21 protein-coding genes and 1 riboswitch are annotated in these 23,638 nt (G+C 52.8%); of the genes, 10 read left to right on the forward strand and 11 right to left on the reverse strand.

Features of this window, described 5'->3' with window-relative positions:
- Positions 1-8: 8 nt before the first annotated feature.
- The 7 genes from tcdA to Q399_RS0117285 form a co-directional block, all read right to left on the reverse strand.
- The gene (gene tcdA / locus Q399_RS0117255) at positions 9-824 is read right to left on the reverse strand and encodes a tRNA cyclic N6-threonylcarbamoyladenosine(37) synthase TcdA (protein WP_051686143.1); all 816 of its coding nucleotides are present in this window, start codon (positions 822-824) and stop codon (positions 9-11) included.
- Positions 817-1,611, reverse strand: a complete 795-nt coding sequence (locus Q399_RS0117260) for a TIGR01621 family pseudouridine synthase (RefSeq protein WP_084164491.1) — start codon at positions 1,609-1,611, stop codon at positions 817-819. The genes tcdA and Q399_RS0117260 overlap by 8 nt, the downstream gene beginning before the upstream one ends.
- Positions 1,612-1,613: 2 nt before the next feature.
- The gene (kdsB, locus tag Q399_RS0117265) at positions 1,614-2,369 is read right to left on the reverse strand and encodes a 3-deoxy-manno-octulosonate cytidylyltransferase (protein ID WP_031570712.1); all 756 of its coding nucleotides are present in this window, start codon (positions 2,367-2,369) and stop codon (positions 1,614-1,616) included.
- Positions 2,357-2,554, reverse strand: coding sequence for a Trm112 family protein (locus Q399_RS0117270; protein WP_031570714.1), 198 nt, complete (start codon positions 2,552-2,554; stop codon positions 2,357-2,359). The genes kdsB and Q399_RS0117270 overlap by 13 nt, the downstream gene beginning before the upstream one ends.
- A gap of 33 nt (positions 2,555-2,587) precedes the next feature.
- Entirely contained in the window at positions 2,588-3,565 is a 978-nt protein-coding gene (lpxK, locus tag Q399_RS0117275; protein WP_031570716.1) for a tetraacyldisaccharide 4'-kinase, read from the reverse strand.
- Positions 3,562-5,313 carry a lipid A export permease/ATP-binding protein MsbA gene (gene msbA / locus Q399_RS0117280; protein ID WP_031570718.1) on the reverse strand — a complete coding sequence of 584 codons (1,752 nt, stop codon included), beginning with the start codon at positions 5,311-5,313 and terminating at the stop codon, positions 3,562-3,564. The genes lpxK and msbA overlap by 4 nt, the downstream gene beginning before the upstream one ends.
- 72 nt (positions 5,314-5,385) lie before the next feature.
- Positions 5,386-7,686, reverse strand: coding sequence for a DNA internalization-related competence protein ComEC/Rec2 (locus Q399_RS0117285; RefSeq protein ID WP_031570719.1), 2,301 nt, complete (start codon positions 7,684-7,686; stop codon positions 5,386-5,388).
- A 25-nt stretch (positions 7,687-7,711) separates the two neighbouring features.
- Here Q399_RS0117285 and Q399_RS0117290 point away from each other — a divergent pair, with 25 nt between their 5' ends.
- Both Q399_RS0117290 and Q399_RS0117295 read left to right on the forward strand, forming a co-directional pair.
- Positions 7,712-8,236, forward strand: coding sequence for a DUF2062 domain-containing protein (locus Q399_RS0117290; RefSeq protein ID WP_031570720.1), 525 nt, complete (start codon positions 7,712-7,714; stop codon positions 8,234-8,236).
- A gap of 8 nt (positions 8,237-8,244) precedes the next feature.
- Positions 8,245-8,766, forward strand: a complete 522-nt coding sequence (locus Q399_RS0117295; RefSeq protein ID WP_037046614.1) for a DUF2062 domain-containing protein — start codon at positions 8,245-8,247, stop codon at positions 8,764-8,766.
- On the opposite strand, the gene Q399_RS0117300 is transcribed toward Q399_RS0117295, so the two are convergent.
- Genes Q399_RS0117300 through Q399_RS0117310 form a run of 3 tightly spaced genes read right to left on the reverse strand, consistent with a single transcriptional unit; the run spans position 8,763 to position 11,916 of the window.
- Complete coding sequence (locus Q399_RS0117300; protein WP_031570722.1) at positions 8,763-10,001, reverse strand: lipoprotein-releasing ABC transporter permease subunit; 1,239 nt, start codon at positions 9,999-10,001, stop codon at positions 8,763-8,765. The genes Q399_RS0117295 and Q399_RS0117300 overlap by 4 nt on opposite strands.
- Entirely contained in the window at positions 9,994-10,671 is a 678-nt protein-coding gene (gene lolD, locus Q399_RS0117305; RefSeq protein ID WP_031570725.1) for a lipoprotein-releasing ABC transporter ATP-binding protein LolD, read from the reverse strand. Before lolD ends, Q399_RS0117300 begins: the two co-directional genes overlap by 8 nt.
- 54 nt (positions 10,672-10,725) lie before the next feature.
- The gene (locus Q399_RS0117310) at positions 10,726-11,916 is read right to left on the reverse strand and encodes a lipoprotein-releasing ABC transporter permease subunit (protein WP_031570726.1); all 1,191 of its coding nucleotides are present in this window, start codon (positions 11,914-11,916) and stop codon (positions 10,726-10,728) included.
- A gap of 85 nt (positions 11,917-12,001) precedes the next feature.
- Here Q399_RS0117310 and Q399_RS0117315 point away from each other — a divergent pair, with 85 nt between their 5' ends.
- From Q399_RS0117315 to Q399_RS0117355, 8 genes are all read left to right on the forward strand, one after another.
- Positions 12,002-12,601 (forward strand): PilZ domain-containing protein, encoded by a 600-nt coding sequence (locus Q399_RS0117315; protein WP_031570728.1) that lies wholly within the window; start codon positions 12,002-12,004, stop codon positions 12,599-12,601.
- A gap of 90 nt (positions 12,602-12,691) precedes the next feature.
- Positions 12,692-16,171, forward strand: coding sequence for a transcription-repair coupling factor (mfd, locus tag Q399_RS0117320; protein WP_031570730.1), 3,480 nt, complete (start codon positions 12,692-12,694; stop codon positions 16,169-16,171).
- 8 nt (positions 16,172-16,179) lie between these two features.
- On the forward strand, positions 16,180-17,349 hold the full coding sequence (locus Q399_RS0117325; protein ID WP_031570732.1) for a CsiV family protein: 1,170 nt from the start codon (positions 16,180-16,182) through the stop codon (positions 17,347-17,349).
- Positions 17,346-17,594 (forward strand): lipoprotein, encoded by a 249-nt coding sequence (locus tag Q399_RS0117330; RefSeq protein WP_031570734.1) that lies wholly within the window; start codon positions 17,346-17,348, stop codon positions 17,592-17,594. Before Q399_RS0117325 ends, Q399_RS0117330 begins: the two co-directional genes overlap by 4 nt.
- A 3-nt stretch (positions 17,595-17,597) precedes the next feature.
- Entirely contained in the window at positions 17,598-19,451 is a 1,854-nt protein-coding gene (gene radD, locus Q399_RS0117335) for a DNA repair helicase RadD (protein WP_245612920.1), read from the forward strand.
- Between the two features lie 124 nt (positions 19,452-19,575).
- A complete protein-coding gene (locus tag Q399_RS0117340; protein WP_031570737.1) occupies positions 19,576-20,208 on the forward strand; it encodes a glutathione S-transferase family protein in 633 nt (210 codons plus the stop codon).
- Positions 20,209-20,230: 22 nt separating this feature from the next.
- A complete protein-coding gene (locus Q399_RS0117345; protein ID WP_031570739.1) occupies positions 20,231-20,737 on the forward strand; it encodes a DUF3087 family protein in 507 nt (168 codons plus the stop codon).
- Between the two features lie 191 nt (positions 20,738-20,928).
- Positions 20,929-21,771: an HDOD domain-containing protein gene (locus Q399_RS0117355; RefSeq protein WP_031570740.1), complete on the forward strand. Its 843-nt coding sequence runs from the start codon at positions 20,929-20,931 to the stop codon at positions 21,769-21,771.
- Positions 21,772-21,892: 121 nt separating this feature from the next.
- Here the strand turns inward: Q399_RS0117355 and lysC are convergent, their stop codons facing one another.
- Entirely contained in the window at positions 21,893-23,242 is a 1,350-nt protein-coding gene (gene lysC / locus Q399_RS0117360; protein ID WP_031570741.1) for a lysine-sensitive aspartokinase 3, read from the reverse strand.
- 115 nt (positions 23,243-23,357) lie between these two features.
- A riboswitch (Lysine riboswitch) is annotated at positions 23,358-23,530 on the reverse strand.
- Positions 23,531-23,638 lie beyond the last annotated feature (108 nt).

The raw sequence follows: 23,638 nt of genomic DNA on the forward strand, positions 1-23,638 counted from the left end.
GCTGCCGGCTACGCGTTAGCTTGTTGCCGTGTCTTTTCAGCCAGGTCCGCGCGCTCAGCCAGTTTTTTCAGCACCCTGCCGGCTGCAACAAAAGCAAAAGTACCTGTGACCACTGTCACAGCACCAAAACCACCGCTACAGTCCAACCGCATTGCACCGTCACTGGCTTGCTTCGCCTGACACACAGTGCCATCGGGCTTGGGATAACGCAGCTGCTCAGTGGAATACACCGCATCAATGCCAAATTTTCGTTTCGGTGTGCGGCTGTAGTTGTAGTCACGGCGCAAGTTATTCCGCACTTTGGCCAACAACGGGTCATTGATAGTTTGGCTTAAGTCAGTTAGCTGCACTTGCGTCGGGTCGAGCTGGCCACCAGCGCCCCCAATAGTCACTAACGGGATTTTATTGCGTTTGCAGTGCGCGATGAGGCTGGTTTTGGCTTTAATCGAATCAATACAATCGACCACATAGCTAAATTCAGGCCGCATCAGGGTGAATAAATTATCCGCGGCGACGAAATCTTCTACCTGATGCACCACACATTCCGGATTAATATCGCGGATACGTGCGGCCATCACTGCAACTTTGTCCTGGCCAACGGTACTTTTTAACGCATGAATTTGCCGGTTGGTATTGCTGATACAGACATCGTCCAAATCAATCAAAGTCAATGTGCCAATGCCGGAGCGCGCCAGCGCTTCGGCTACCCAACTGCCAACACCACCGATGCCGACCACACAAACATGGGCTTTGGCAAACGCTTCCAGTGCGACTGCGCCGTAGAGCCGGCCAATACCGGCAAACCTTAATTGATAATCAGACATCGTATATCTCTTGCGCAGGAGGCGCTTCGACAGACGCATCCTTTTCATTTAACTTGAGTTTTTGCGACTGCTGCTTGAGCTGCGGGAAAGCAAGCATCCAGGGCGCTGCCCAGTCAGTCACGATTTTTTGTTGCAGCGCCGCGGCCACAAACCAGTCACCTTGAGTCGGAGGACAAACAAACTGATAACTCTCGCCCAACCAGTCAAAACGTAGCGCATAAGCGTGTAAATACACCCGATCGGCCGGCGCCCCCTGATACAAAGCATCGCCGGCGATAGCGGCGCCCTGCGATTTCAGCGCGACGCGTAATTGATGAGTTTTACCGCTGTAAGGCTTTAACAGAAACGCCCTGGCACCTTCAGGTAAACCGGTATTCGCGCCGTCAAACCCTGCAGACATGAAATAAGTCAGCGCCGGATCTGTCACGCTTGCACAAAGTTTATAAGCACCGCGCCGTGCCGGTTGCATATCGCCTTTGACCCAGCCCTGTTTTTGCTTGGGTCTGGTAAGCGACAACGCCAGATAATATTTATCTATCAAACGTTCGCTAAACAGCGTAGTAAAACGCGCGGCAGCTGCTGATGAAGTTGCCAGCAGCAACAAGCCCGAAGTGACTTTATCCAGCCGGTGCACTGCATAAAGCTTTTGCCCCAGCGCTTGTTCGACCGCAACGACCAGACCCGGGCCATCTTCGGAGTGAAAGCTGACGCCGGCCGCTTTGTCGACCAGCACAAAATCGGCGTGGCGAAATAGCAGATGAAAACTTTGCGTCACGGGCATCGACATGCTTAAACGCCGGCCGCAAGCGCGACAGTACGGGCTTTTTCTAAATCAGCTGGCGTATCCACGCCAAGCGCAGGGATTTCCAGTGCCGTATCAACATGAATGGCTTCGCCCTGCCACAGCACCCGCAGCTGCTCTAAACATTCAATCTGTTCCAGTTCAGAAACCGGCCAACGTACATAATCCTGAATAAAACCAGCGCGGTAAGCATAAATGCCGATGTGACGGCGATAGATACGGCTAAAGTCCGCGCTAAAAGCGCCATCGCGGTCATATGGCACAGTGGCGCGGCTGAAATACAGCGCATAACCGTCTTTGTCACATACCACTTTCACCACATTGGGATTGCTGACATCGTCCTGATGTTCAAGCGGCACTGACAAGGTCGCCATCCGCGCTTTATGCTGCCCTGCCAGATTCTGCGCAACTTGCGCAATAATGGCCGGCGGAATAAAGGGCTCATCACCCTGCACATTGACCACCACCTGCCCGGGTGTCAGCGCTAATAATTGGACCACTTCGGCCAGACGTTCGGTGCCGGAATTGTGGTTTGTTGAGGTCATCACCACTTCAGCGCCAAAAGCTGTCGCCGCCGCTTCAACCCGCGCATCGTCGGTGGCAATCACCACCCGGCTGGCACCACTTAAACAGGCTTGTCTCCAGACCCGTTCAATCATGGTTTTACCGGCGATGTCAGCCAGCGGCTTGCCGGGCAAGCGGCTACTGGCGTAGCGCGCCGGGATCACCACTACGAACGCCATAGTTCAGCCTCATCTGCGCTCAGTTCAGTCGATTCAGTGGCCAGCAATACCGGAATATCCTGCTTCACCGGATACGCCAGCCGGTCAAAAGTACAAATCAGCCGCTGCTGCTCTTTATCCAGCTTCAGCCGGCCTTTACACAAAGGACAGGCAATGATGTCCAGTAACGCAATATTAAATGCCATCAAATCTCCCCACGACAGCCGTTCGCTGCCGGATTAATGCGTCTTGCGCAGACGCTCAAGAATATAATGTTCCACATCAGCTGGCAGTACCGCCTGCACCGGCAGATAAAACCAGCCCGGTTTGGCAAAAGCCTGACACTTCACCGCGTCTTTTTCAGTCATCAGTAACGGTGTTGGGATAGATGCCAGGTCAGCCGCTGTAAACGCATGATGGTCGGCAAACCAGTGTTGCCCTGCCAGCTGAAAGCCGGCTTTTTGCACTGTCGCCGCAAAACGCTGCGGATTACCAATACCGCTGACCAACTGCAGCGATGCGGTGCTATCAAGCGCCGCGTCAGCATGTTGCAGCGGCTTTGGCACACCGGGTTGCAAATGAAAATTGCCACGAACCTGGCCAGACAATGGCGCGTCCTGCCCACCGTTGCTGAGCACCACATCAGCCTGCGCCAGCCGCCAGGCGCCCTCCCGTAATGGCCCGGCGGGCAACAGCAACCCATTACCAATGCCACGACTGGCGTCAATCAGGATAATTTCAAGGTCACGTTCCAGCGCATAATGCTGCAGACCATCGTCGCAGATGACGATATTGCAATCCGTCGTGGCCAGCAAAAATTCACCACCTTGCACCCGGTCCGGAAAAATCACCACAGGACATCCAGAGCGCCGCGCCAGCAACACAGGTTCGTCACCGCACTGGCTTGGGCTGTCGTCCGGCTTGACCAGGCGCGGAGCATTCAGTTTTACACCATAACCCCGGCTGATAATGCCGGGCCGCCAGCCATGCGCCTGCAACAATTCGCACAAGCGCAGGGTGACCGGCGTTTTGCCAGTGCCGCCGACGCTGATATTGCCGACCACCACCACCGGCACCCGCAAACGCTGCGGCGTTTTTAGGCCTAAGCGAAAGACCAACCGGCGAGCGGCGCTGAGGAATCCAAACAACAGACTAAGCGGCAGTAACAACCAGCTCCAGCCGAATTTTTGATACCAGCTGCGCTCTAATGCGTTCAAGCACTGTCCCCAAACTGCATTTTATACAAACTGGCATAATAGCCGTCTTGCGCCAGCAGGCTTTGATGGGTACCACGCTCGACAATGCGGCCCTGATCCATCACCAGAATTAAATCCGCTTTTTCAATGGTCGACAGCCGGTGCGCGATGACGATGCTGGTGCGGTTTTTCAGCAATTCATCCAATGCAGCCTGAATTTTACGTTCAGATTCAGTATCTAAAGCTGATGTGGCTTCATCCAGAATCAATACCGGCGCTTGTTTTAACAAGGCCCGGGCAATGGCGATACGCTGGCGCTGGCCACCGGATAACATCACGCCATTTTCACCAATCATGGTATCGAGCCCATCTGGCAACTGACGGGCAAATTCCAGCACATGGGCTTTTTCAGCCACAAGTTCCAGCTGTTCGCGGCTCAGTTCACCGCGGTAGGCATAAGCAATATTGTTGGCGATAGTGTCATTAAACAGCACCACCTGCTGTGATACCACCGCAATCTGCCGTCGTAAACTACTCAGCCTGCAGTCCTGCACCCGATGGCCATCGAGCAGGATCTCGCCCTGACTGATTTCATAAAAACGCGGTAATAGACTGGAAATAGTCGTTTTACCGCTGCCGGAACGTCCCACCAGCGCCACCGTCTGACCTGGCTCGACGTCAAAATTGATGTCTTTTAATACCAGCTGTTCATGGCCAGGGTACTGAAAATTCAGATTCTGAACTGATAAAGCACCCCGAACGTTTTCCAGTTCCACAGTGCCATGGTCTTGCTCCGGTTGTTGATCAAGCACTGCAAACACCGACTGCGCAGCCGCCATGCCTTTTTGGAACTCGCCGTTGATGGTGGTCAGTTGCTTCAGTGGTTTTAACAGCATCGTCATCGACACGATGATGGTAGTAAAAATGCCCGGCGTCAGTTGTTCAAGCATTTCAGGAAAACTCGCCATATAGACGACAAAAGCCACGGCAAAAGAGGCAATAACCTGAATAAGCGATACCGACATAGCGCGGGTGGACTCGAGTTTGACATCAAGCTGCCGGTTCTGGTTATTGACGCCGGCGAAACGGTCGGATTCCAGCTGCTCACCGCCAAATGCCAGAATAACTTTGTGACCATTGAGCATCTGTTCAGAGCTGCTGGTCACATTGCCCATGGAGGATTGCATGCGTTTGCTGATGTCACGGAAACGTCTGGAAACGGCCGCGACGATGACGGCAATCAGCGGCGTGATAATTAGGAAAATTGCCGACAATTGCCAGCTTTTGTAAAACATCACGGCAACCAGACCTATCACCAGAGCACCCTCGTGCAGCAAAGCCGCCAGTGCTTTACTCGATGCCTGTTTAATTTGTTCGGCGTCGTAGGTGATGCGGGAAATCAGTTCGCCGGTGCTGTGTTGGTCATGGTAGCTGACCGGCAGCTTGATCATGTGTTCAAACAACTGCTGGCGCAAATCTTTCACCACATGGGTGCCGGCCCAGTGCAGGCAATAAGTAGCGATAAAATTCAAGATCCCGCGGATGGTAAACATCAGGATCAACGCCAGTGGGATCATGGCAAGGTAGTCGTAGTCTTTTTCGGCGATGCCGCGGTCAATAAAATCACCAAATTTGGCAATAAACAGGGCATCAATTAAGGCATAACCAATCATGCCAAAAGTCGCCAGGATAAAACCGCCACGATACGGTTTCATATATCGCATAAGGCGGCGGAATGTAGCGGTCGTCGATGGCTGGGGAGCAGTCAAAATAGCTTTCCTGACAATAACAAAACCCCGGCATTCTACCTGTTTAATGAACGGGTTTCAGCATCTGCCCGGCTATTTTTCCAGCCAGCGCGCAAACCGCCGCGGCCGGTATTGCTCATATTGTAATGCCTGAGCACTCAGATGCAGCCGCACAGCGCCACTTTCGGCGGTGTTGAGTAGCGGAATTTGCAGCAGACTCAGCCGTGCCTGAGTGTCTGCTGCGGGATGACCAAACTGATTCTGAAAACCACTGCTGGCCACTGCCAGCCTAGGCTGTAACGCCTGCAGAAAAGCCAGACTACTGGCAGTTTTACTACCGTGATGACCAAGCACCAGCACATCGATGCCGGCAAACTGCCGGGTGATCGCACTCGCAACTGTCATTTCGCGCCGGCCTAAATCCCCCGGTAATAGCAACCGGTAGCGGCCGGTATCAATCAGCACAGCACAGGAATCCTCGTTGCCTGGCTCGGGCTGATAAGCACTGGCTCTGAACGCCTGTAACCGCACACCGCGCCAAAACGGCGGCAAATCCATGCAGTGAAATCTGGGAGCCAGCCGGCGGATATCGCTGACCAGCACGGCTTTTGGATATCGTGAACGCAACAGCGGCCAGTCGCCACTGTGGTCGCTGTCGTCATGGCTCACCACCACGTAGTCGAGCTGACGGATACCGAGGTAGCGCAAAAATGGCAACACCACCTGACGGGTGGCACTGACGGCACCATAGGCAGGCCCAAGATCAAATAAAATCGCGTGGTCGCCCTGTTGCAACAGTGCGCTGCTGCCCTGGCCGACATCCAGCAGATGAAAATACAGCGGTTGTTCTGACAATAGCCCCTTTGCTGAGGCAGACTCACTGGCACTAAACAATAGCGGCAATATAGGCAACAACAGCGGCAGCGCCGCCCACTGCCATCGGCCGCGGCAAAACCAGCCTAGCAGCAAAGGCGGCATCAGCAACAAAGCGCCATACCAGGGCAGCGCCGGCAGACTCCACCAACCATCAGCCAAAGCCGCCCATTGCAACGCCTGCAGCAGTGGCCAGTACAACAAATCCAGCCATTGCCAAGCAAATAGTGGCACCGCATCAGTCAGGCATAACCAGCCAAACAGCATTAACAAGATTGGGATGCCCAACAGCGTCATCAGCGGTAACAATAATAAATTCAGCCAGAATGCAAAAGGCGCTGCGCCCTGAAACAGCAATAAGCTCACGGGCAACAGCAACAGGCTAAAACCGAGCTGAAAGCTGGCAAAACGCCGGCACAGCGGCCAAAAGCCGGGTCTGAGTGGTTGCTGCCATTCCAATAATGCCAACAACGCCAGTGCCAGCGCCGACAGCCAGAAACTAAAACTGAATAACCAGAATGGCCAAATCAGCAGTAACACTGCACTGAGCACCCAGCTGAGCTGCCACAACGAAACCCTTCGCCAGCACAGTCGCAGCAATACCAGCAACGACAAGGTCAGCACAGAGCGTAGCGTCGGAATAGCAAAGCCGGCCAGCATGGCGTAACCCCAGGCAACTGACAAGGCAAAGGCCCATAATGTCGCGCTGCGCCAGGGCTGCGGCAACCCAAGCCATGCCCACAGCGGCTTCGTCAGTAAACACAAACCAAATAACAACGCGATATGCATGCCGGAGATCGACAGCAAGTGCGCCATGCCCGCATGCTGCACGCCAAGCCATAATTCATCACTGAACGGCCTGTCACCTATGGTCAGCGCCAGCCATAGCGGATAAGCCTTATATTGCTGACAGCAAGCGGCGAATCGGTCGGCCAGCTGCTGACGCAGACTGGGTGTATCCGTTAGCAGCACTGCAGTTGCGCGGCTTTGTAAGGTCGCAACCGCTATGACGCCATCGACCAGCGCATTGGCTTCCCGCCACGGACTACCCGGATTGGCGAGGCCACGCACGGCTTTGAATTTCACCGGCAAACGCCACTGCTGGCCAGCTTTGACAACTGGAAGCGTTTGGCCGGCTTCGGCGTACCAACGCACTTCGATCAACCGGCCGGCGGCGACTTGCGGTTTTTCTGCGCAGTCGTCACTGAACTGCAAGACAAAACGACTATTTTCGACGAATTGACGCGGCAGACTGACCACTCGGCCACAAACTTCTGTGGTATGCTCGGCCACAACTTGTGTACTAATGTGTTGATGTTGTTGCAGCTGCCAGCTCAGGCAAAGCAGATAAGTCAGAGCGCCGCATATACAGGCATGATAACGCCGCAGCCAAGCCGGCAGCAGCGGCGCGACCAAGAGTGCAAGCAGGCAGACCAAAGCCAGCGGACGTAACGGCGGTAATTGCTCCAGCCACAACGCCAGCAACGCTGCGGCCAGCACACCAAAGCTAAAACGTTCCATGTTTCAATTTGGTTAATGAGATGTAATGGCTAAGAACTTTATTAAAAAATACCTGCCAGATCCAGATCTGATCAGAAATCATAAATCGATGCAGATATTTGGCAAATTCCTGCACGACGGCAATCTGTGGCATCTGCACCGCCGATCTGCCCGCGGCGCTTTCGCTGCAGGCCTGTTCGCCGCCTTGATGCCGATGCCGGGCCAGACGGTCTTAGCTGCCGCACTCGCCATTATTTTTCGCTGTAATATTCCGATCGCCGTGGCATTATGCTGGCTGACCAACCCCTTCACCATGGCACCAATTTTTTACATTTGCTACAACATCGGTACCTGGGTGCTTGGCATGCCGCCGTTAAATGTGGAGTTTCACGCCACTTTTGAGTGGCTGATCGCCAGTATCGACTCGGTGGGTAAACCGTTTTTGGTCGGTAGTCTGATTTTCGCCGCAATGGTGTCCACTGCGGCGTGGTTTTTAATCGACTGGTTTTGGATCATTGCGGTGCGCCGTGCCTGGCGCAAAAGAGCCGAACGGCACAAACCTGCGGTTTAATCTGGCCGATGAAAGTAAAACCCGCTTCCCGCCGTTTCTGGCAGCTGCCTGATGCAGAAACACTGCGTCAGCAAGCCTGGTTACAAAAATTTGGCCCGAAATTAAACTCGCCGGCGTTATGGCGCCTGCGACGCCGTTCTTTACAGCGCGCCTGTGCTGTCGGGTTGTTTTGTGCCTGGCTGCCGTTACCCATCCAGATGTTACTGGCAGCGGCTCTGGCTATCCGCTTTGGAGCGCATCTGCCACTGGCGCTTGGGCTGGTGTGGTTGAATAATCCGCTGACGTTACCGCTGTTGATTGTGGCCGGTTATCAGGCTGGTGTGATGATTTTGCAGATGCCGGCGCTGGATTTTGAGTTTGAAGCCAGCTGGCAATGGCTGGCCGCTTCATTGCATCAGGTCGGGGTGCCGCTGCTGACCGGCTCTGTGGTGTTGGGCCTGTTATCGGCACTTCTGAGCTGGCCTTTGTCAGCGCGGATTTGGCATTTCCATATACGCCAACGCCGCGCCAAAGCTGCAAAACGCAGTTAATACTGCCCCAGCACTTGTGCCGGCTCAACCCGGGCGGCGCGGCGCGCCGGATAAATAGTGGCCAGCAGGCTCAGTACCAGTGCCACAGTCACCGTCAACACCAGATCCGGCCACTGAATTTGCGCAGGCAAAGTGTCAATGAAATAGATGGTAGGGTCGAGTAAACTGCGCCCGAGCAGTGTGGAGACCAGACCAAATACATTCTCAATCTGCCAGGCCAATACAAGTCCAGCCAGTGCGCCCCACAATGTGCCTTTGACCCCATTTAGCCAGCCCAGCCAGATAAAAGCGCGTACCAGCACCGCAGGCTTTGTACCCATGGTCAGTAAAATGGCGATATCCGCTTCTTTTTCCCGCACAGCCATCACCAACGTCGCGACGATGTTAAAACAGGCCACAGAGATCACCAGCGCCAACACCAGATATAAGATGCTGCGCACCATCTGGATATCCTGATACAGATGGCCCTGAGTGCGGAACCAGTCCAGCATATAAACATAGTCAGTGGCCTGACTTCCAAGCTCCCGCGCCATATTTCCGGCCTGAAAAATATCCTGAATTTTAAAAGCAAAACCCTGCACAGAGCCAGGAGGCATGGTCAGCCAGTCACCCAGTGCATCAAGCTGTACCCAGATTTGCTGATAATCGAGCTGTCCGCCGATACCGACGATGGCAATCACTTCAAGCAGCACGTTTTTCTGGCCGGCTAAATCGCCCTGTTCGGTCAGCTCCGGCAGCATCAACTGCACTTGTTCGCCGACTTTGACGCCGAGTTCTTTCGCCACGCCCTCGCCTAAAATCACCTGCTGCGCTGTGGGGTCGCTCAACACACCACTTTTGACAAACTGGTCGAGCTGACTGATGCCGCTTTCATAAGCCAAATCGATGCCGCGGACCGCAATGGCTTTAACTTTACCCTGAGCGCGCAGCAAACCATCGGTGCGGATATATGGCGCAGCGGCGACAACGCCGGGCTGATTGCTCAAATGCTGTAATTTCGCCGGCCAGTTGGCGATAGGTTTATCCACTGCCTGCAGCTCGACATGCGGAATGACATTGAGCAGTTTTTGCTCCAGTGCTTGTTCAAAGCCATTCATCACCGACAACGCCAAAATCAGAATAGCCACGCCAAGACCAATGCCCCAGGTTGAAGACGCGGCAATAAAACGGATAAATGCGCTGCTGGAACGGGTATGGCGATAACGCTGTGCCAGCTGCCAGGACAGGCTAGCCATGCAGCTCTCCTAATTTGCCATCACGCATATACAGCTGACGGTCGAGTTTTGCCGCCAGGTCCGGGTCATGCGTCACCACAATAAAGCTGGTGCCCAAATCACGATTAAGTTCACGCATCAGCTGATAGATGCTTTCCGCGGTTTGGTGGTCGAGGTTACCGGTCGGTTCATCAGCCAGAATCAGCGAAGGCTCTCCCACGACAGCGCGGGCAATGGCGACGCGCTGGCGCTCGCCGCCACTCAATTCCGAAGGCCGGTGGGTCAGGCGATGCCCCAAACCGACCCGCTCTAACATCTGGCGAGCTTTGTTCAGCGCATCGCTTTGCGCCACACCGCGAATAAGTAGCGGCATCGCGACGTTTTCTTCGGCGGTAAAATCCATCAACAGATGGTGGAACTGATAAATAAACCCAAGTTGCTGGTTACGCAGCTGCGCTTTTTGCGTTGGATTTAATGCAGAAATTTTCTGGCCTGCGAGAATTAGTTCACCACTATCGGCCTGGTCTAAAGTCCCGAGAATATGCAATAAGGTACTTTTACCTGAACCCGAGCTGCCGACAATCGCCACCATCTGGCCAGCCGGCACCTGCAAATTGATCTGATGCAGCACCGGCGTGACATGGGCGCCATCGCGGTAACTTTTACAGAGATTCTCACAGCGTAACATCATGATTTTTTTGCCTGTCTTTTAGTCATCGTGTAGCGCTTATTCGTCATGCAGCACTTATTCATCACGCAGCACTGCAGCAGGTTCTACCTGAACTGCGCGCCAGGCCGGGTATATCACGGCCAGAGCCGTTAGCAACACCGCTGACAACATGATCAGCAGTACATCGCTCCACTGCAAAATGACCGGTAATGCCAGGCCCTGCACCAGCTGTAAGCCCAACAGTGCCAACAAGTCATTTAAGCTAAGCGTTAACAACACGCCGGCAACAGCACCTGTCAATGCTCCGGTCACGCCGTGGCTCATGCCCTGGGCTGCGAACACATAAAACAGCTGCTGATTGGTCATGCCCTGAGTTTTTAAGATGGCCACTTCGCGTTGTTTCTCAGTCACCATCATTACCAGCGCGGAAACGATGTTAAAGGCGGCAACCGCGACGATCAGCAACAACATCAGCCACATCATGGCTTTTTCCATCGCCACGGCGGAAAACAGTTTGCCATGGCTTTGCCGCCAGTCGGTGACGGCGTTGATGCCATCCAGCTTACTCAGCTCCGTTTGTAACTCTGGTGCTAAAAACGCGTCGTTAAGGCTAATACGCCAGGCAGTTTCTTTGTTGCCGGTCAGTTTCTGCAGGTCCTGCAAACGCAGGAGCACCACCACTTTGTCCACCTCTGATCCGGTATCAAAAATGCCGGCAACAGTAAAATTGCGCTGACGCGGCATCCAGCCAAGCGGCGTATAGCTGCCGCCGTTTGGTAAAATTAAACGAATTTGCTGGCCGAGCCGCACCCGCAGTTTGTCAGCAAGTGCACTGCCAAGCACCACCTGATAACGGCTTGCGGCGAATTCCTGCCAGTCGCCTTGCTGCAGCGACTGCTGCAAAAACGTCGGCAAGGCATTGACGTCAACGCCCTGCAACATAGCACCGGTTAAGTCTTTACTGGATTGGATCAGCGCTTCGCTTTGCAAAAACGGGCTGACCTGGGCAATAGCCGGAAATTGCTGTGACAAACGCTGTGGCAGCGTGGTGTCGGCGCTTTGCACGATGAGATGCGGGATCACACCCAAAATACGTTTTTTCAGCTCGCCCTCAAAGCCATTCATCACCGAACTGACCACGGTCAATGCCAGCACACCGAGAAAAATCCCGGCCACTGAAAACAAGGTGATAAACGACAGGAAGGCATTACCTTTACGGCTCTGGCTGTAACGTAACCCTATGAATAATGAAACAGGAACTTGCATCCTTTTCTCAGGACTTCAGCCATACAAAGTGATAAAGTAGCGGAATCATAGAGATAAACGGGGGCGCTTACAAGCGCGGTGCAGCATGGACTCCACACAACTGAACCTGTTGAAAGAGCAATACAACGATTATTTCATTATTGAACACGACATTCGCATCAACGTAAAACCTTTCGCTGGCGAAGAGCCGGATGAACAGCAGTTTGAACGACTGATCCCGGAACCCTTTCTGATGGCTGGCGAACAGGTTTTGTTAGAGCAATCAGCACTGAAATCATTGAACCGGCTCGGTGAGCTGGCAGAAGAGCTGGCCGTTTATCTGCGCATTCAGGCGCGCAAAATCGACAGCATGATGCGATATATTTTGATGCAGCAGGATGACCCGCAATGCCGCCACTTCAGTCACAGTTATGGCGGCTCTGCCCTGTGTTTTGATCACGAAACCGCTTTTACCGAAGGCACGCTGCTCGAAGTGAAAATGTTTATGGACAATAGTGACGGCGCGGTTTTTGCGCTGGTGCGGGTGATTGGGGTTGAACCTGTCGGCGATAAATTCCGTATCCGCACCACTTACACCCGCATCCGCGAACAAGACCGTGAGCTGATAGTGCGCGCCAGCCTGCATCAGCAGTCGCGTCAGCTCAAGCGCAAAGCGGAACTGCGCCAGCAGCAAGGCCAGGCCTGAGCAGAAACGTACCGGCTCATGCCGGCATTTGTGATTTGCCAGCCCAACCGCTGGCGCTAGTTTAGATGTTTGACACGGAAACCTGCACCGATGGCTTTGTTAACGCTGCCACAAATTAAACAACCGACCGATTTATTACACTGGGGCAATTTGACCGGTGCAGCATTGCCAATGGCGATCAGCGAACTGGTGCAACAGCAACCGGCGTTGTATCTGCTGATTGTACCGGACACACCAACGGCACTGCGGCTGGAACAGGAACTGGCGGTGTTTTTTACCGCCTCTAAATCAGGCCAGTCGGTTCCTGTCCATAGCTTCCCCGACTGGGAAACCCTGCCGTACGACCAGTTTTCGCCGCATCAGGATATTATTTCGCAGCGCCTGCGCACTTTGTATCAATTGCCAACCGTCAGTCATGGCCTGGTACTGGTGCCAGTCAGTACGCTGATGCTGCGCTTAACCGCGCCTGATCATTTACAGCAACAAAGTTTATTACTGAAAAAAGGCCAGCGCCTGGACTTAAGCAGCCTGCGCACACAGCTGGTGCAGGCCGGTTATCGCGCCGTCGAACAAGTAATGCAACACGGCGAATTTTCAGTGCGTGGTTCCTTGCTCGACTTATACCCGATGGGGAGCGCCCTGCCATATCGCATTGATTTTTTTGACGATGAAATTGACGGTCTGCGCACTTTTGACCCGGACAATCAACGCACTGTGGCGCAAGTGGAGCACATCGAGCTATTACCGGCGCATGAGTTTCCGCTGGATAAAACCGCCATCGAACGTTTTCGCAGCCGCTACCGCGAACGTTTTCAGCAACGCAATGAAAAAGAATCGCTGTATCAGCAGGTCAGCAGTGGCGCGCTGCCCGCGGGTATCGAATATTATCTGCCGCTGTTTGCTGAAAATACCGGCTCGTTATTCTCTTATCTGCCCCCGGCCACCCGCATTCTGGCTTTTGGTGATTTGGAAGCCAGCGCGCAGCGCTTCTGGCAAGATGTACAAAACCGCTATCAGGACAGATCTATTGACCTGTTACGGCCGATCCTGCAGCCAAAAGAGCTGTATTTCAGTGTCGATGAGCTATTTGGCCTGCAAAAAGCCTATAGCCGCATCCGTTTGTCGCGCGCCGAGTTGCCGGTCAAAGCCGGCAGCAGCAATGCGCCAGCAACTGAATTACCGGATTTAACCGTCAATCATCAACTGGCTGAGCCGCTGGGCGCGCTCAGACAATATCTCGGCACTATCAAACAACAACAAGGCCGTGCGGTCTTTTTAGTGGAATCCGAAGGCCGGCGCGAAAGCCTGCTGCAACTACTCAACAAAAGCGGCATCCGGTTAACGCAACTGCCGGATTTACATGCGGTGCTTCACAGCGACGCCGATGTCGCCATCACAGTCGGCGCACTGGAACAAGGCGTCGAGTTGCGCTTACCGGCGCCGCTGGCGCTCATCAGCGAAAACGAACTGTTTGGCCAGAAAGTCAGTCAACGCCGGCGGCGTAAACACAGCCAGCAAATCTCCAGCGAAACCATTATCCGCAGCCTGGCCGAGTTATCTATTGGTCAGCCGATTGTGCATTTGCAGCATGGCGTTGGGCGTTATCTGGGTTTACAGGTATTAGAAGCGGCCGGCATTGTCGCGGAGTTTGTCACTATCGAATATGCCGGCGGCAGCAAACTGTATGTGCCGGTGTCGGCGCTGCATCTATTAAGCCGTTATTCCGGCACTGAGCCAGAACATGCACCGCTGCACAAACTCGGTCACGACGCCTGGGACAAAGCACGGCGCAAAGCCGCAGAAAAAGTCCGCGATGTTGCGGCCGAATTGCTCGATGTCTATGCGCTGCGCGCCAGTCAAAAAGGCTATGGCTTTAAGATTAATGCCGAGTCTTATTCTCGTTTTGCCGATGGTTTCCCCTTTGAAGAAACCGCCGACCAGCTCGATGCGATTAATGCAGTGCTCAGCGACATGCAGGCACCTCGTGCGATGGACCGGCTGGTCTGTGGCGATGTCGGCTTCGGTAAAACAGAAGTCGCGATGCGCGCTGCCTTTGTAGCGGTCGACGACGGCCATCAGGTCGCCATTCTGGTGCCTACCACGCTGCTTGCGCAGCAACATTTTGAAAATTTCCGCGACCGTTTCGCCAACTGGCCAGTACGGGTGGAAGTGTTATCACGCTTTATCAGTGCCAAAGAGCAAAAAGCCATTCTGGCCGACGCCGAAGCCGGTAAAGTCGATATCCTGATTGGCACGCATAAATTGCTGCAGGACGATATTAAATTCCGTGAACTCGGGCTTTTAATCGTCGACGAAGAACACCGGTTTGGTGTGCGGCAGAAAGAGAAAATCAAAGCACTGCGCGCCAATATCGACATTCTGACCTTAACCGCCACCCCTATTCCGCGCACGCTGAATATGTCGTTATCCGGCATGCGGGATTTATCCATCATCGCCACACCACCAGCGCGGCGGCTCGCGGTCAAAACCTTTGTCCGTGAATATGAAAACGGTCTGGTGCGCGAAGCGGTGCTCAGGGAAATTCTGCGCGGCGGTCAGGTGTATTTTCTGCACAACGACGTCGCCAGTATTGAAAAAACCGCTACGGACTTACAAACCCTGGTGCCGGAAGCCATCATTGGCATTGCCCATGGCCAGATGCCGGAGCGCGAACTGGAACGGGTGATGGCCGATTTTTACCATCAGCGCTTTAACCTGCTATTGTGTTCCACCATCATTGAAACCGGTATTGACGTGCCGACCGCGAACACCATCATTATCAACCGTGCTGATAATTTTGGTCTGGCTCAGCTGCACCAGCTGCGTGGCCGCGTCGGCCGTTCACACCATCAGGCCTATGCCTATTTGCTGACGCCACCACCGAAACGGTTAACGGTGGACGCGCAAAAACGCCTCGAAGCCATTTCAAGTCTGGAAGATTTGGGGGCTGGTTTTGCTCTTGCCAGTCACGATTTAGAGATCCGCGGTGCCGGCGAACTGCTCGGCGATGACCAAAGCGGTCAGATTGAATCGGTTGGTTTTACGCTATATATGGAAATGCTGGAAGAAGCCGTGCAGGCGCTCAAAGAAGGCCGTGAGCCGAGTCTCGACATGATGCTGAGCCAGCAAACCGAACTGGATTTAAAAATTCCGGCGCTGCTACCCGATAAGTTTATTCCGGACGTCAGCCTGCGCTTATCCTTTTACAAACGCCTCGCCAGTTGCAAAGATGCGCAGGAACTGGATGAAATTCAAGTTGAACTGATTGACCGTTTTGGCCTGTTACCGGACGCTGCCAAACATCTGGTCGCGCTGACCCAGGCGCGGCAGGTCGCGCAGCAGCTTGGTATCCGGCGCATTGAGATGAATGCCAAAGGCGGCTTAGTTGAATTTGCTGAGCGTACCAAAGTGGCACCGGCTTATATTATCCGGCTCATTCAGACGCAGTCGCGCATTTATAAACTCGAAGGCGGCCAGAAGCTGCGCTTTAATATTGAAACCCCGGGCAGCACTGAGCGGCTGGCCTTATTAAAAACGATGCTGGCCGATTTTCAGGCCAACAGTCAGTGAAGTGGACCATGAACAGAACTTTGTTAAGTCGCCTTGTTGTCAGTTTTACTTTGGCTGGCCTTGGTTTTTGTGCAGCAATCTCTGCACAGGCACAAACCAGCCTCAGTCAGGCTAACAGTGATCCTTGGTTTGAGATTGAGCTGATAGCCTTTGAACGCGGAACATTAAGCAGCACCCTGGAAAAATTTGAGCAACGCGTCGTCGCTATCCCGGTGCATCGCAGCCTGGATTTACTGAAGCCTCTGTATCAGCCGGATATCCGCGCACTGCAAAGCGCTTTGCCTGCTTGTCAGGAAAAAAGCGAAAGCTTGCTGGCGGCAGAAGACCGTTTGGCCGGTTTGGAGCCGCAGCCCTGGTTTGATGAAATTCAATTGGCTGAGCAACAGCTACAACAATACGTTGGTGTATTCCCGGCCGAACCCTTGCTGCAATGGCCGCTCAGCTGCCGCCGCAACCAGCCACAAGTTGTCACCGTCAAAGGCCCACATCTATTGGCTACAGATGAGGACAGTCAGGTCGACGGCCCTAGCCTTTTACCGGTGATACCGCAGCCAACTGTACCGCAACCAAATGTACCGCAGCAGCACCAGGCAACGCCTTATCTGCTGGACGACACCACATTTCAGCTCAAAGACCTGGCCTGGCAACTTGGCCACAGAGCAGGCCATAAATTGTTATTACATACCGCCTGGCGTCAGTCGCTGGGCGTGAAACGCCGCAGTACCAGCCTGCGTTTTTTTGCCGGCCAGCGTTTCAGCCCGAAATTTAACTATCAGGGACTGTTGAAGACCGAACAAAGCGATATCCTTGCGGCGACGCCGAATCTGCAAGCCGCCATTGAGCAAACCTATCAACAATTGCAGCAGGCACAGCAGCTCAGCCGCGACGAGCAGGCACTGGCCGTGCACGGTTTGCCGCAGCAGGTCTGGCAGTTAGACGGCATCATTCAGCCATACAATGAGCGTATGCTGTTTGCAGATACTGAATTTAATCTGCGACAGCTGGTCACAGATGCCAATAACATTGAGCGTCTGAACACTTTTTATGTCAAAGATAGTGTGCGTTTATTACTCGGCGAAATTCATTATCTCGACCATCCGCGTTTTGGTCTGATTTTGCAAATCCGCCGTTTTACCCCACCCGCTACGCCTGCTGCAGGCGAAGGAGTCAGTCCATGAAGAAATTAATTCCGTTAGCCGCGCTATTGTTATTAGCCGCCTGCGGCAAATTGTCGATGGAAAATTATAACCAGCTCAAAGTCGGCATGAGTTATCAGGAAGTGACCGCCATTATCGGTGACGCCAACAGCTGTGAAGAAGTCATTGGAACCCGCAGTTGTGTCTGGGGTGACGAGCAAAAAGGTATTAAAGCCGGATTTGTTGCCGACAAAGCCATTGCGTTCAGCCACAAAGGCCTGAATTAATTTGTGACCGATCAGAACAACAGCGCAGCCCGCGCTGCAGCCATGTCAGAAACAGCCGGGCCCGCACAGACGACGTCTGTGCCGGTCGCGCCTGCTGGGAAAACTCTCCGCCCGGCGTTACGCTTTCAGCTTCGCGACTATCAGCAGCAGGCCGTGACTGCCGTACTGCAGTATTTCCGCCGGCTGTCCGACCCGGCCGTGTTGGTACTACCGACCGGCGCAGGAAAAAGTCTGGTCATTGCAGAACTGGCGCGGCTCGCGCGTGGCCGGGTGCTGGTACTGACCCATGTCAAAGAACTGGTCAGCCAAAATCAGCAGAAATACCAAAGTTATGGTCTTGAGGGTGGCATCTATGCGGCCGGACTTGGCCTGAAACAAACCAGCCAGCAGGTGATTTTCGCCTCAGTACAATCCGTCAGCCGCAATCTCGCTGATTTTTGTGATGAGTTCAGTTTACTGATTATCGACGAATGTCATCGTGTGCCGCTCTCAGCAGATAGCAGTTACCGCACTGTGATTAGCCACCTGCAACTACAAAATGCCGGTTTAAAAGTGCTCGGACTCACCGCTACACCTTACCGGCTTGGGCAAGGTTTTATTTATCAGTTTCATTATCAGGGCACCGTGCGCGGTGATGCAGACTGCTTTTTCCGCTGGTGCATTTTTGAACTGTCCATTCGGGTCCTGCTGCAGCGCCAGTATCTGACACCGCCAAACCGGCTCGACTGCGCGGTGCTGAGCTACGATTTTACCGGCCTGAAACCTGCCAACAACGGCCATTTTCGCGAGGCAGAACTCAATCAGGTGATTAATCACTACAAAAGAGTGACGCCGCAAATCATCGCGCAAGTGCAGCAATACGCCCAAAACCGCCGTGGCGTGATGATTTTTGCCGCGACCAGCGCGCATGCCCGGGAGATCCTAGCATTATTACCGCCCGCTGAAAGTGCATTGATTCTTTCAGCCACGCCGTCGACTGAGCGTGCAGCCTTGCTGGAGCGATTCAAGCAACAGCAGCTGAAGTATCTGGTCAATGTCGCAGTGCTAACCACTGGTTTTGATGCGCCACATGTTGACCTCATCGCAATTTTACGGCCTACCGAGTCTTTAAGCCTATACCAGCAAATTGTTGGTCGTGGTCTGCGTCTATCCCCGGGCAAAACTGATTGCCTGGTGCTGGATTACGCAGGTAATTTATACGATTTATACAGCAATGACCCTGGACCACCGCCGCCGGACAGCCAATCAGTACAAGTGACAGTGCCTTGCCCACTATGCCAGTATCCGAATCAGTTCTGGGGTAAACAAAACCCGGACGGGCTGGTGCTGGAACACTATGGCCGGCAATGTCAGGGCATGCGTCTGGACGAGCAAAAACAGCCAGTGCCCTGCGGTTTTCGATTTAAAGCCCGCTTCTGCCCGGAATGTGGCACTGAACATGATATCGCCGCACGCAGTTGCAGCGCCTGTGGCCTGGTATTGGTCGATCCGGACAAAAAACTGCAGGATGCGCTGAAGCTCAAAGATGCGCTGATTTTATATCCGAACCGGCTTGAAGCAGAAACCGAATCCGATGCTCAAGGCCAGCCAAGGCTGCGACTGCGGTATCTGGATGCTGAAGGTCAGCATTTACAGGAATTTTTTCGTATCAACAGTCGCAGCCAGATCCAACGACTGTGCGCTCAGGTGCTGCCTCCCTTTATCGCTGACCGTCACAGGCCCTTTAAAGCAAACACAGTGCCGCAACTGGATGCCCTGTTACACCGCTTACAGCCACCGGCCGTGGTGATCGCACAAAAAGACGGTCGATTCTGGAAAATTCGTGACAAATTATTCGAAATTAATAAATTCAACTAAAATCAGATCATAATTATTTAAATTCAATTACTTATAATTGCTGATTTAAAATCTTATCAGCGGCTTTACATTAAGATTGGCTTCGGCAAGAATAGACTCATCGACTGCTATGGAAGCCTTGACCATGTATAAACTGTTTTACGCGCCTGGCACTGCCAGTATGGTCATCCATCAGTTACTTATTGAGCTCAACCAACCGGTTGAACTTATCCTGCTCGACTTTGCCACCAATCAACAAAAATCAGCTGAGTTTCTGCGATTGAATCAACAAGGCCGGGTGCCGGTCTTAGTCGACGGCGCAGTGACTTTGTATGAATCTGCAGCCATTTTGCTTTATCTGACAGAGAAACATCAGCAACTGGCGCCTCTCCCAGGAAGTAGTGACCGCGGCTTGTTTTTACAACATATTATGTTTTTAACCAATAATCTGGCTCCGCAATTTCGCTTGTGGTTTTATCCGGCTGACCTTGGTATCGAGCAATATCCGGCTGAGTTGCGCCAGCAGTTACAACAAAATATCTCGGCGGTGTGGCAGCAGCTTGATGACCAGTTGAGCCAGCGCGGCCCTTATCTGCTGGGTGATACTTTCAGTGCTGCCGATTTAATGTTGACCATGTATATGCGCTGGTCGCGCAATATGCCGAAAACGGCGCTGGCATGGCCGGCGTTGCAGCGACTGGCAGATTTGGTCCGCTCCAGACCGAGCTGGCGGCAATTGTATAAGCAGGAACAATTGACTGAATGGGCAGGCTTTTAATGAACAGGAATTCGTGAGCGCAATGCAACTGGTTGATATCGACAAAAATACCTACAGAAGTCACCTCAATATAGTGATTGTCTGTGCTGTAGCTGTGTTTTCAGCCTTAGGTGTGGGCATTTCCGCTGCATTGGTCTATTGGTTCGGCGCAGCACAGGGCCAAAATTTCTATTTGAATTTGCTGGGTGTCTGCACTGGAGGAGCCATCGCGGCCTGGTGTCTGCACCGTCTGAAGGGCACGCAATATTTTTATGAAGTGGCCTATGTCTGGGATTTAAAGCAGGAACTCAATCTCATCAACCGAAAACTGGCGGTGCTGAAAAAAGCCGTTGAAGCGCAGGACCCCGATGCAATGCTGGTGATGTTATATAACCTGCAAGGTTCAAAGCAACTGTGGCAACTCGATGATAACCTACTGAATTTACAAGAACTGGAACTGGAACTTATTCAGCTGGAACATAAAATCCGCGCTTGTGGCCTGACACTGGATGCTAACCAGTATCATCGCCGGCTACTTGATAAGTTTTGACGTTTGCCAAGATAAGCCGCGCAGACAAAGCCTGTCTAAGCAGATGATCTGGCAGCTGTTTTTAATTCAGAGAAGTTTAATTATTTTTTATTTTTTTCATTTTCCGGCTGTGAAAGCGCGTTGAGTTAGTCAATAATCATCTTATTCGCGTCCCACATCTTCTGTGTACATTCGTTACAAGGTTCTTATTTATGACAGTTCAAAATGCCTTATTAACTATTCTGATTGAAAAAGTCCGCACCGATACGCTGGTTTTACCAAGTTTGCCTGAAATTGCGTTGAAAATCCGTAAACTGGCGGAAGATCCAAACGTCAATTTAAGCAAAATGGCTGAGATGATTTCCCATGATCCGGCCCTTTCAGCCCGCATCATGAAAATAGCCAACAGTGCGTTTGTTGGCCGTGGCGTTCATGTAAATACACTGCAACAGGCAACGACCCGCATCGGCCTGCGTTACATCAAAAACGTGGTGACAGCGATGGCGATGGAACAATTGTTTGTGTCGAAAAGTCCGATGATTAAAAAGTTCATGGATCAAGTCTGGGCTGAAACACTGGATCTGACTGCTTTCGCGCTGGCCACGATGCAGCAATACAATGCTAACTACAAATATACTGCAGTCAATTTCGATACCATGACTCTGGCAGGTCTGGTGCACAACATTGGAGCCTTGCCGGTTTTAACTGAAGCTGAAAAACAGCTGGATGTGTTTGGCAATGAAGAATTTGTCAAACAAGCTACGGCATCAATTGCCGGCCCGATAGGCTCCACCATTCTGCGCTCATGGGGTTTCCCGGACGAGCTGATTGAAGTAGCTGAACATTGGGATCACGCTGATTATCAACCGAAACACCCGTCTTATGTCGATTTCATCCGTATCGCCGCAATTAAACAAGGCCGCTATCATGCCGCTGGAGAAACTGCGGAATTGCTGACACCTTATGTCGAACTCGGATTGATCCCATCAAATGAATTCTACCGTGCGCCTGAGTTTGTAGCGTCATTCAACGAGATCAAACAGTTGTTTGTTTAATGCCTGTCATGGCAACCTGAAACACCCCGGCAGCCTTCTACCTAAAAGTGAGCGTCGCTGCCAGCCGTTTGAAAGATAATAAAAAGCCAGCATTCATGCTGGCTTTTTGCTGCACGTTTTTTTAAGCCGCCTGAAACAGCGCCTGATGCAATTCCTTCACAACTCCTGGCGCTTCGCCATCCTGCACCAGGAAACAAAGATTGTGCCGGCTGGCACCGTGGCAAATCAACCGCATATTGATTTGTTCCAGCGCCTGGAATAAAGATCCGGTGATACCACGGGTGCTGTGCAGGTGATTACCGATGACAGCAACAAGACTCAGGCCCTGCTCGACTGTGACTTCGGAGAATTCTCGTAAAGCCGCCAGAGCTGGTTCAATCGCAGTACCAAAAGCACTGCCCGGCGCATCGTCGAGCGTTAAAGCGACGCTGATTTCTGAAGTAGTGACTAAATCCACCGAAATCTGATGTTGGCTTAAAATGGCAAAAACCCGGGTTAAAAAGCCAGCGGCGTGTAACATTGCCGGGCTTTTCACTGTGATGAGCGTCTGGTTTTTCCTAAGCGCAATAGCTCGGTACGACGGCCGTGCATCAACTTGTTTTGAGATCCAGGTACCGCCAGCTTCCGGCTCGCGGCTGGAACCAACAAACACCGGAATATTCTGCCGCATCGCCGGGATAAGCGTGGCCGGGTGCAGCACTTTGGCACCAAAAGTGGCCATCTCGGCCGCTTCGTCAAAGCTGATTTCCGGAATACAGCGGGCATCCGGCGTCAGGCGTGGGTCTGTGGTGAAGATACCGACTACGTCAGTCCAGATTTGTACTACTTTGGCGCCGATGGCTTCGCCCAGAATAGCCGCGCTGTAATCAGAACCGCCACGACCAAGTGTGGTGGTCTGATTGGCACTATCCGCACCGATAAAACCCTGAGTCACGATAATTTGGGACTGCAGCAACGGTGTCAGATACCGTGCAGTGAGCGCCGCAACCTGTTCGATTTGTGGCTCGCCTTTGCCAAAACGCGAATCCGTCCGCAGCACCTGGCGCACATCAAAACTGCTGACCGCCGCACCGCGCTCAGCCAGCACCTGTGCAAACAACACCGAACTTAACCGTTCGCCAAAAGATTGCACCAGGTCTTTTTCAGCATCCGTGAACGCCACTGTGCGGCCGATCAGAGTTTTCAGTTCAAGCAGCAGCTGTTCAATGGCAGCGCCTACTGCAGCTTGTTGCTGCAGTTTTTCCAGCACGGCATAAGTAATGCGCTCAATACCGGCGTAATGAGCAAAACGCCCTTCGATAATGTCTTCTTTGGTGATGGCAACAAGCAAGTTGGTCACGCCGGAGCTGGCGCTGACGACGACTAGTCGAATGGCTGGATCGGCGAGCACAATATCCGCGCAACGCGACATGGCCGTGAAATCAGCAACTGAGGTTCCGCCAAATTTGGCGACGATGAATTGATTAGACAAGGTGTCTCTCCTTATAAACAAAATAAGCAGAGCATGGCATTTGCAGAGCAACAATCAGATACAACAAACCCCGGACGCCAGAGCGCGGTGTTGTTGTCTACTTGCAGACACAACAAAGGCCAGAAGCTCTCCACCGAAGTTTCAGGTGACAGTCGCAGGGATTCAGCCCTGACAACCGAAAAACCAGCTGCTATGACAGGTTTTCCTCGGCGTTCATCCCCCTCCTTCAGTCTGCGGTGTATAGCCACCTGAACTGAATTACCTGGTGAACGCTCCTCTTCTGGTCTATCAGAATGATTGACGCCGCTACCTTACCTTGGTTGCGCTAAAAAGGCAACAGCCTTTTAGACGTCTGTAATAAAATTACAGGAAAAGCTAAGTTTCCCTGGGTAGCAC

The sequence above is a fragment of the Rheinheimera texasensis DSM 17496 genome, from assembly GCF_000711985.1.
Classification (GTDB): domain Bacteria; phylum Pseudomonadota; class Gammaproteobacteria; order Enterobacterales; family Alteromonadaceae; genus Pararheinheimera; species Pararheinheimera texasensis.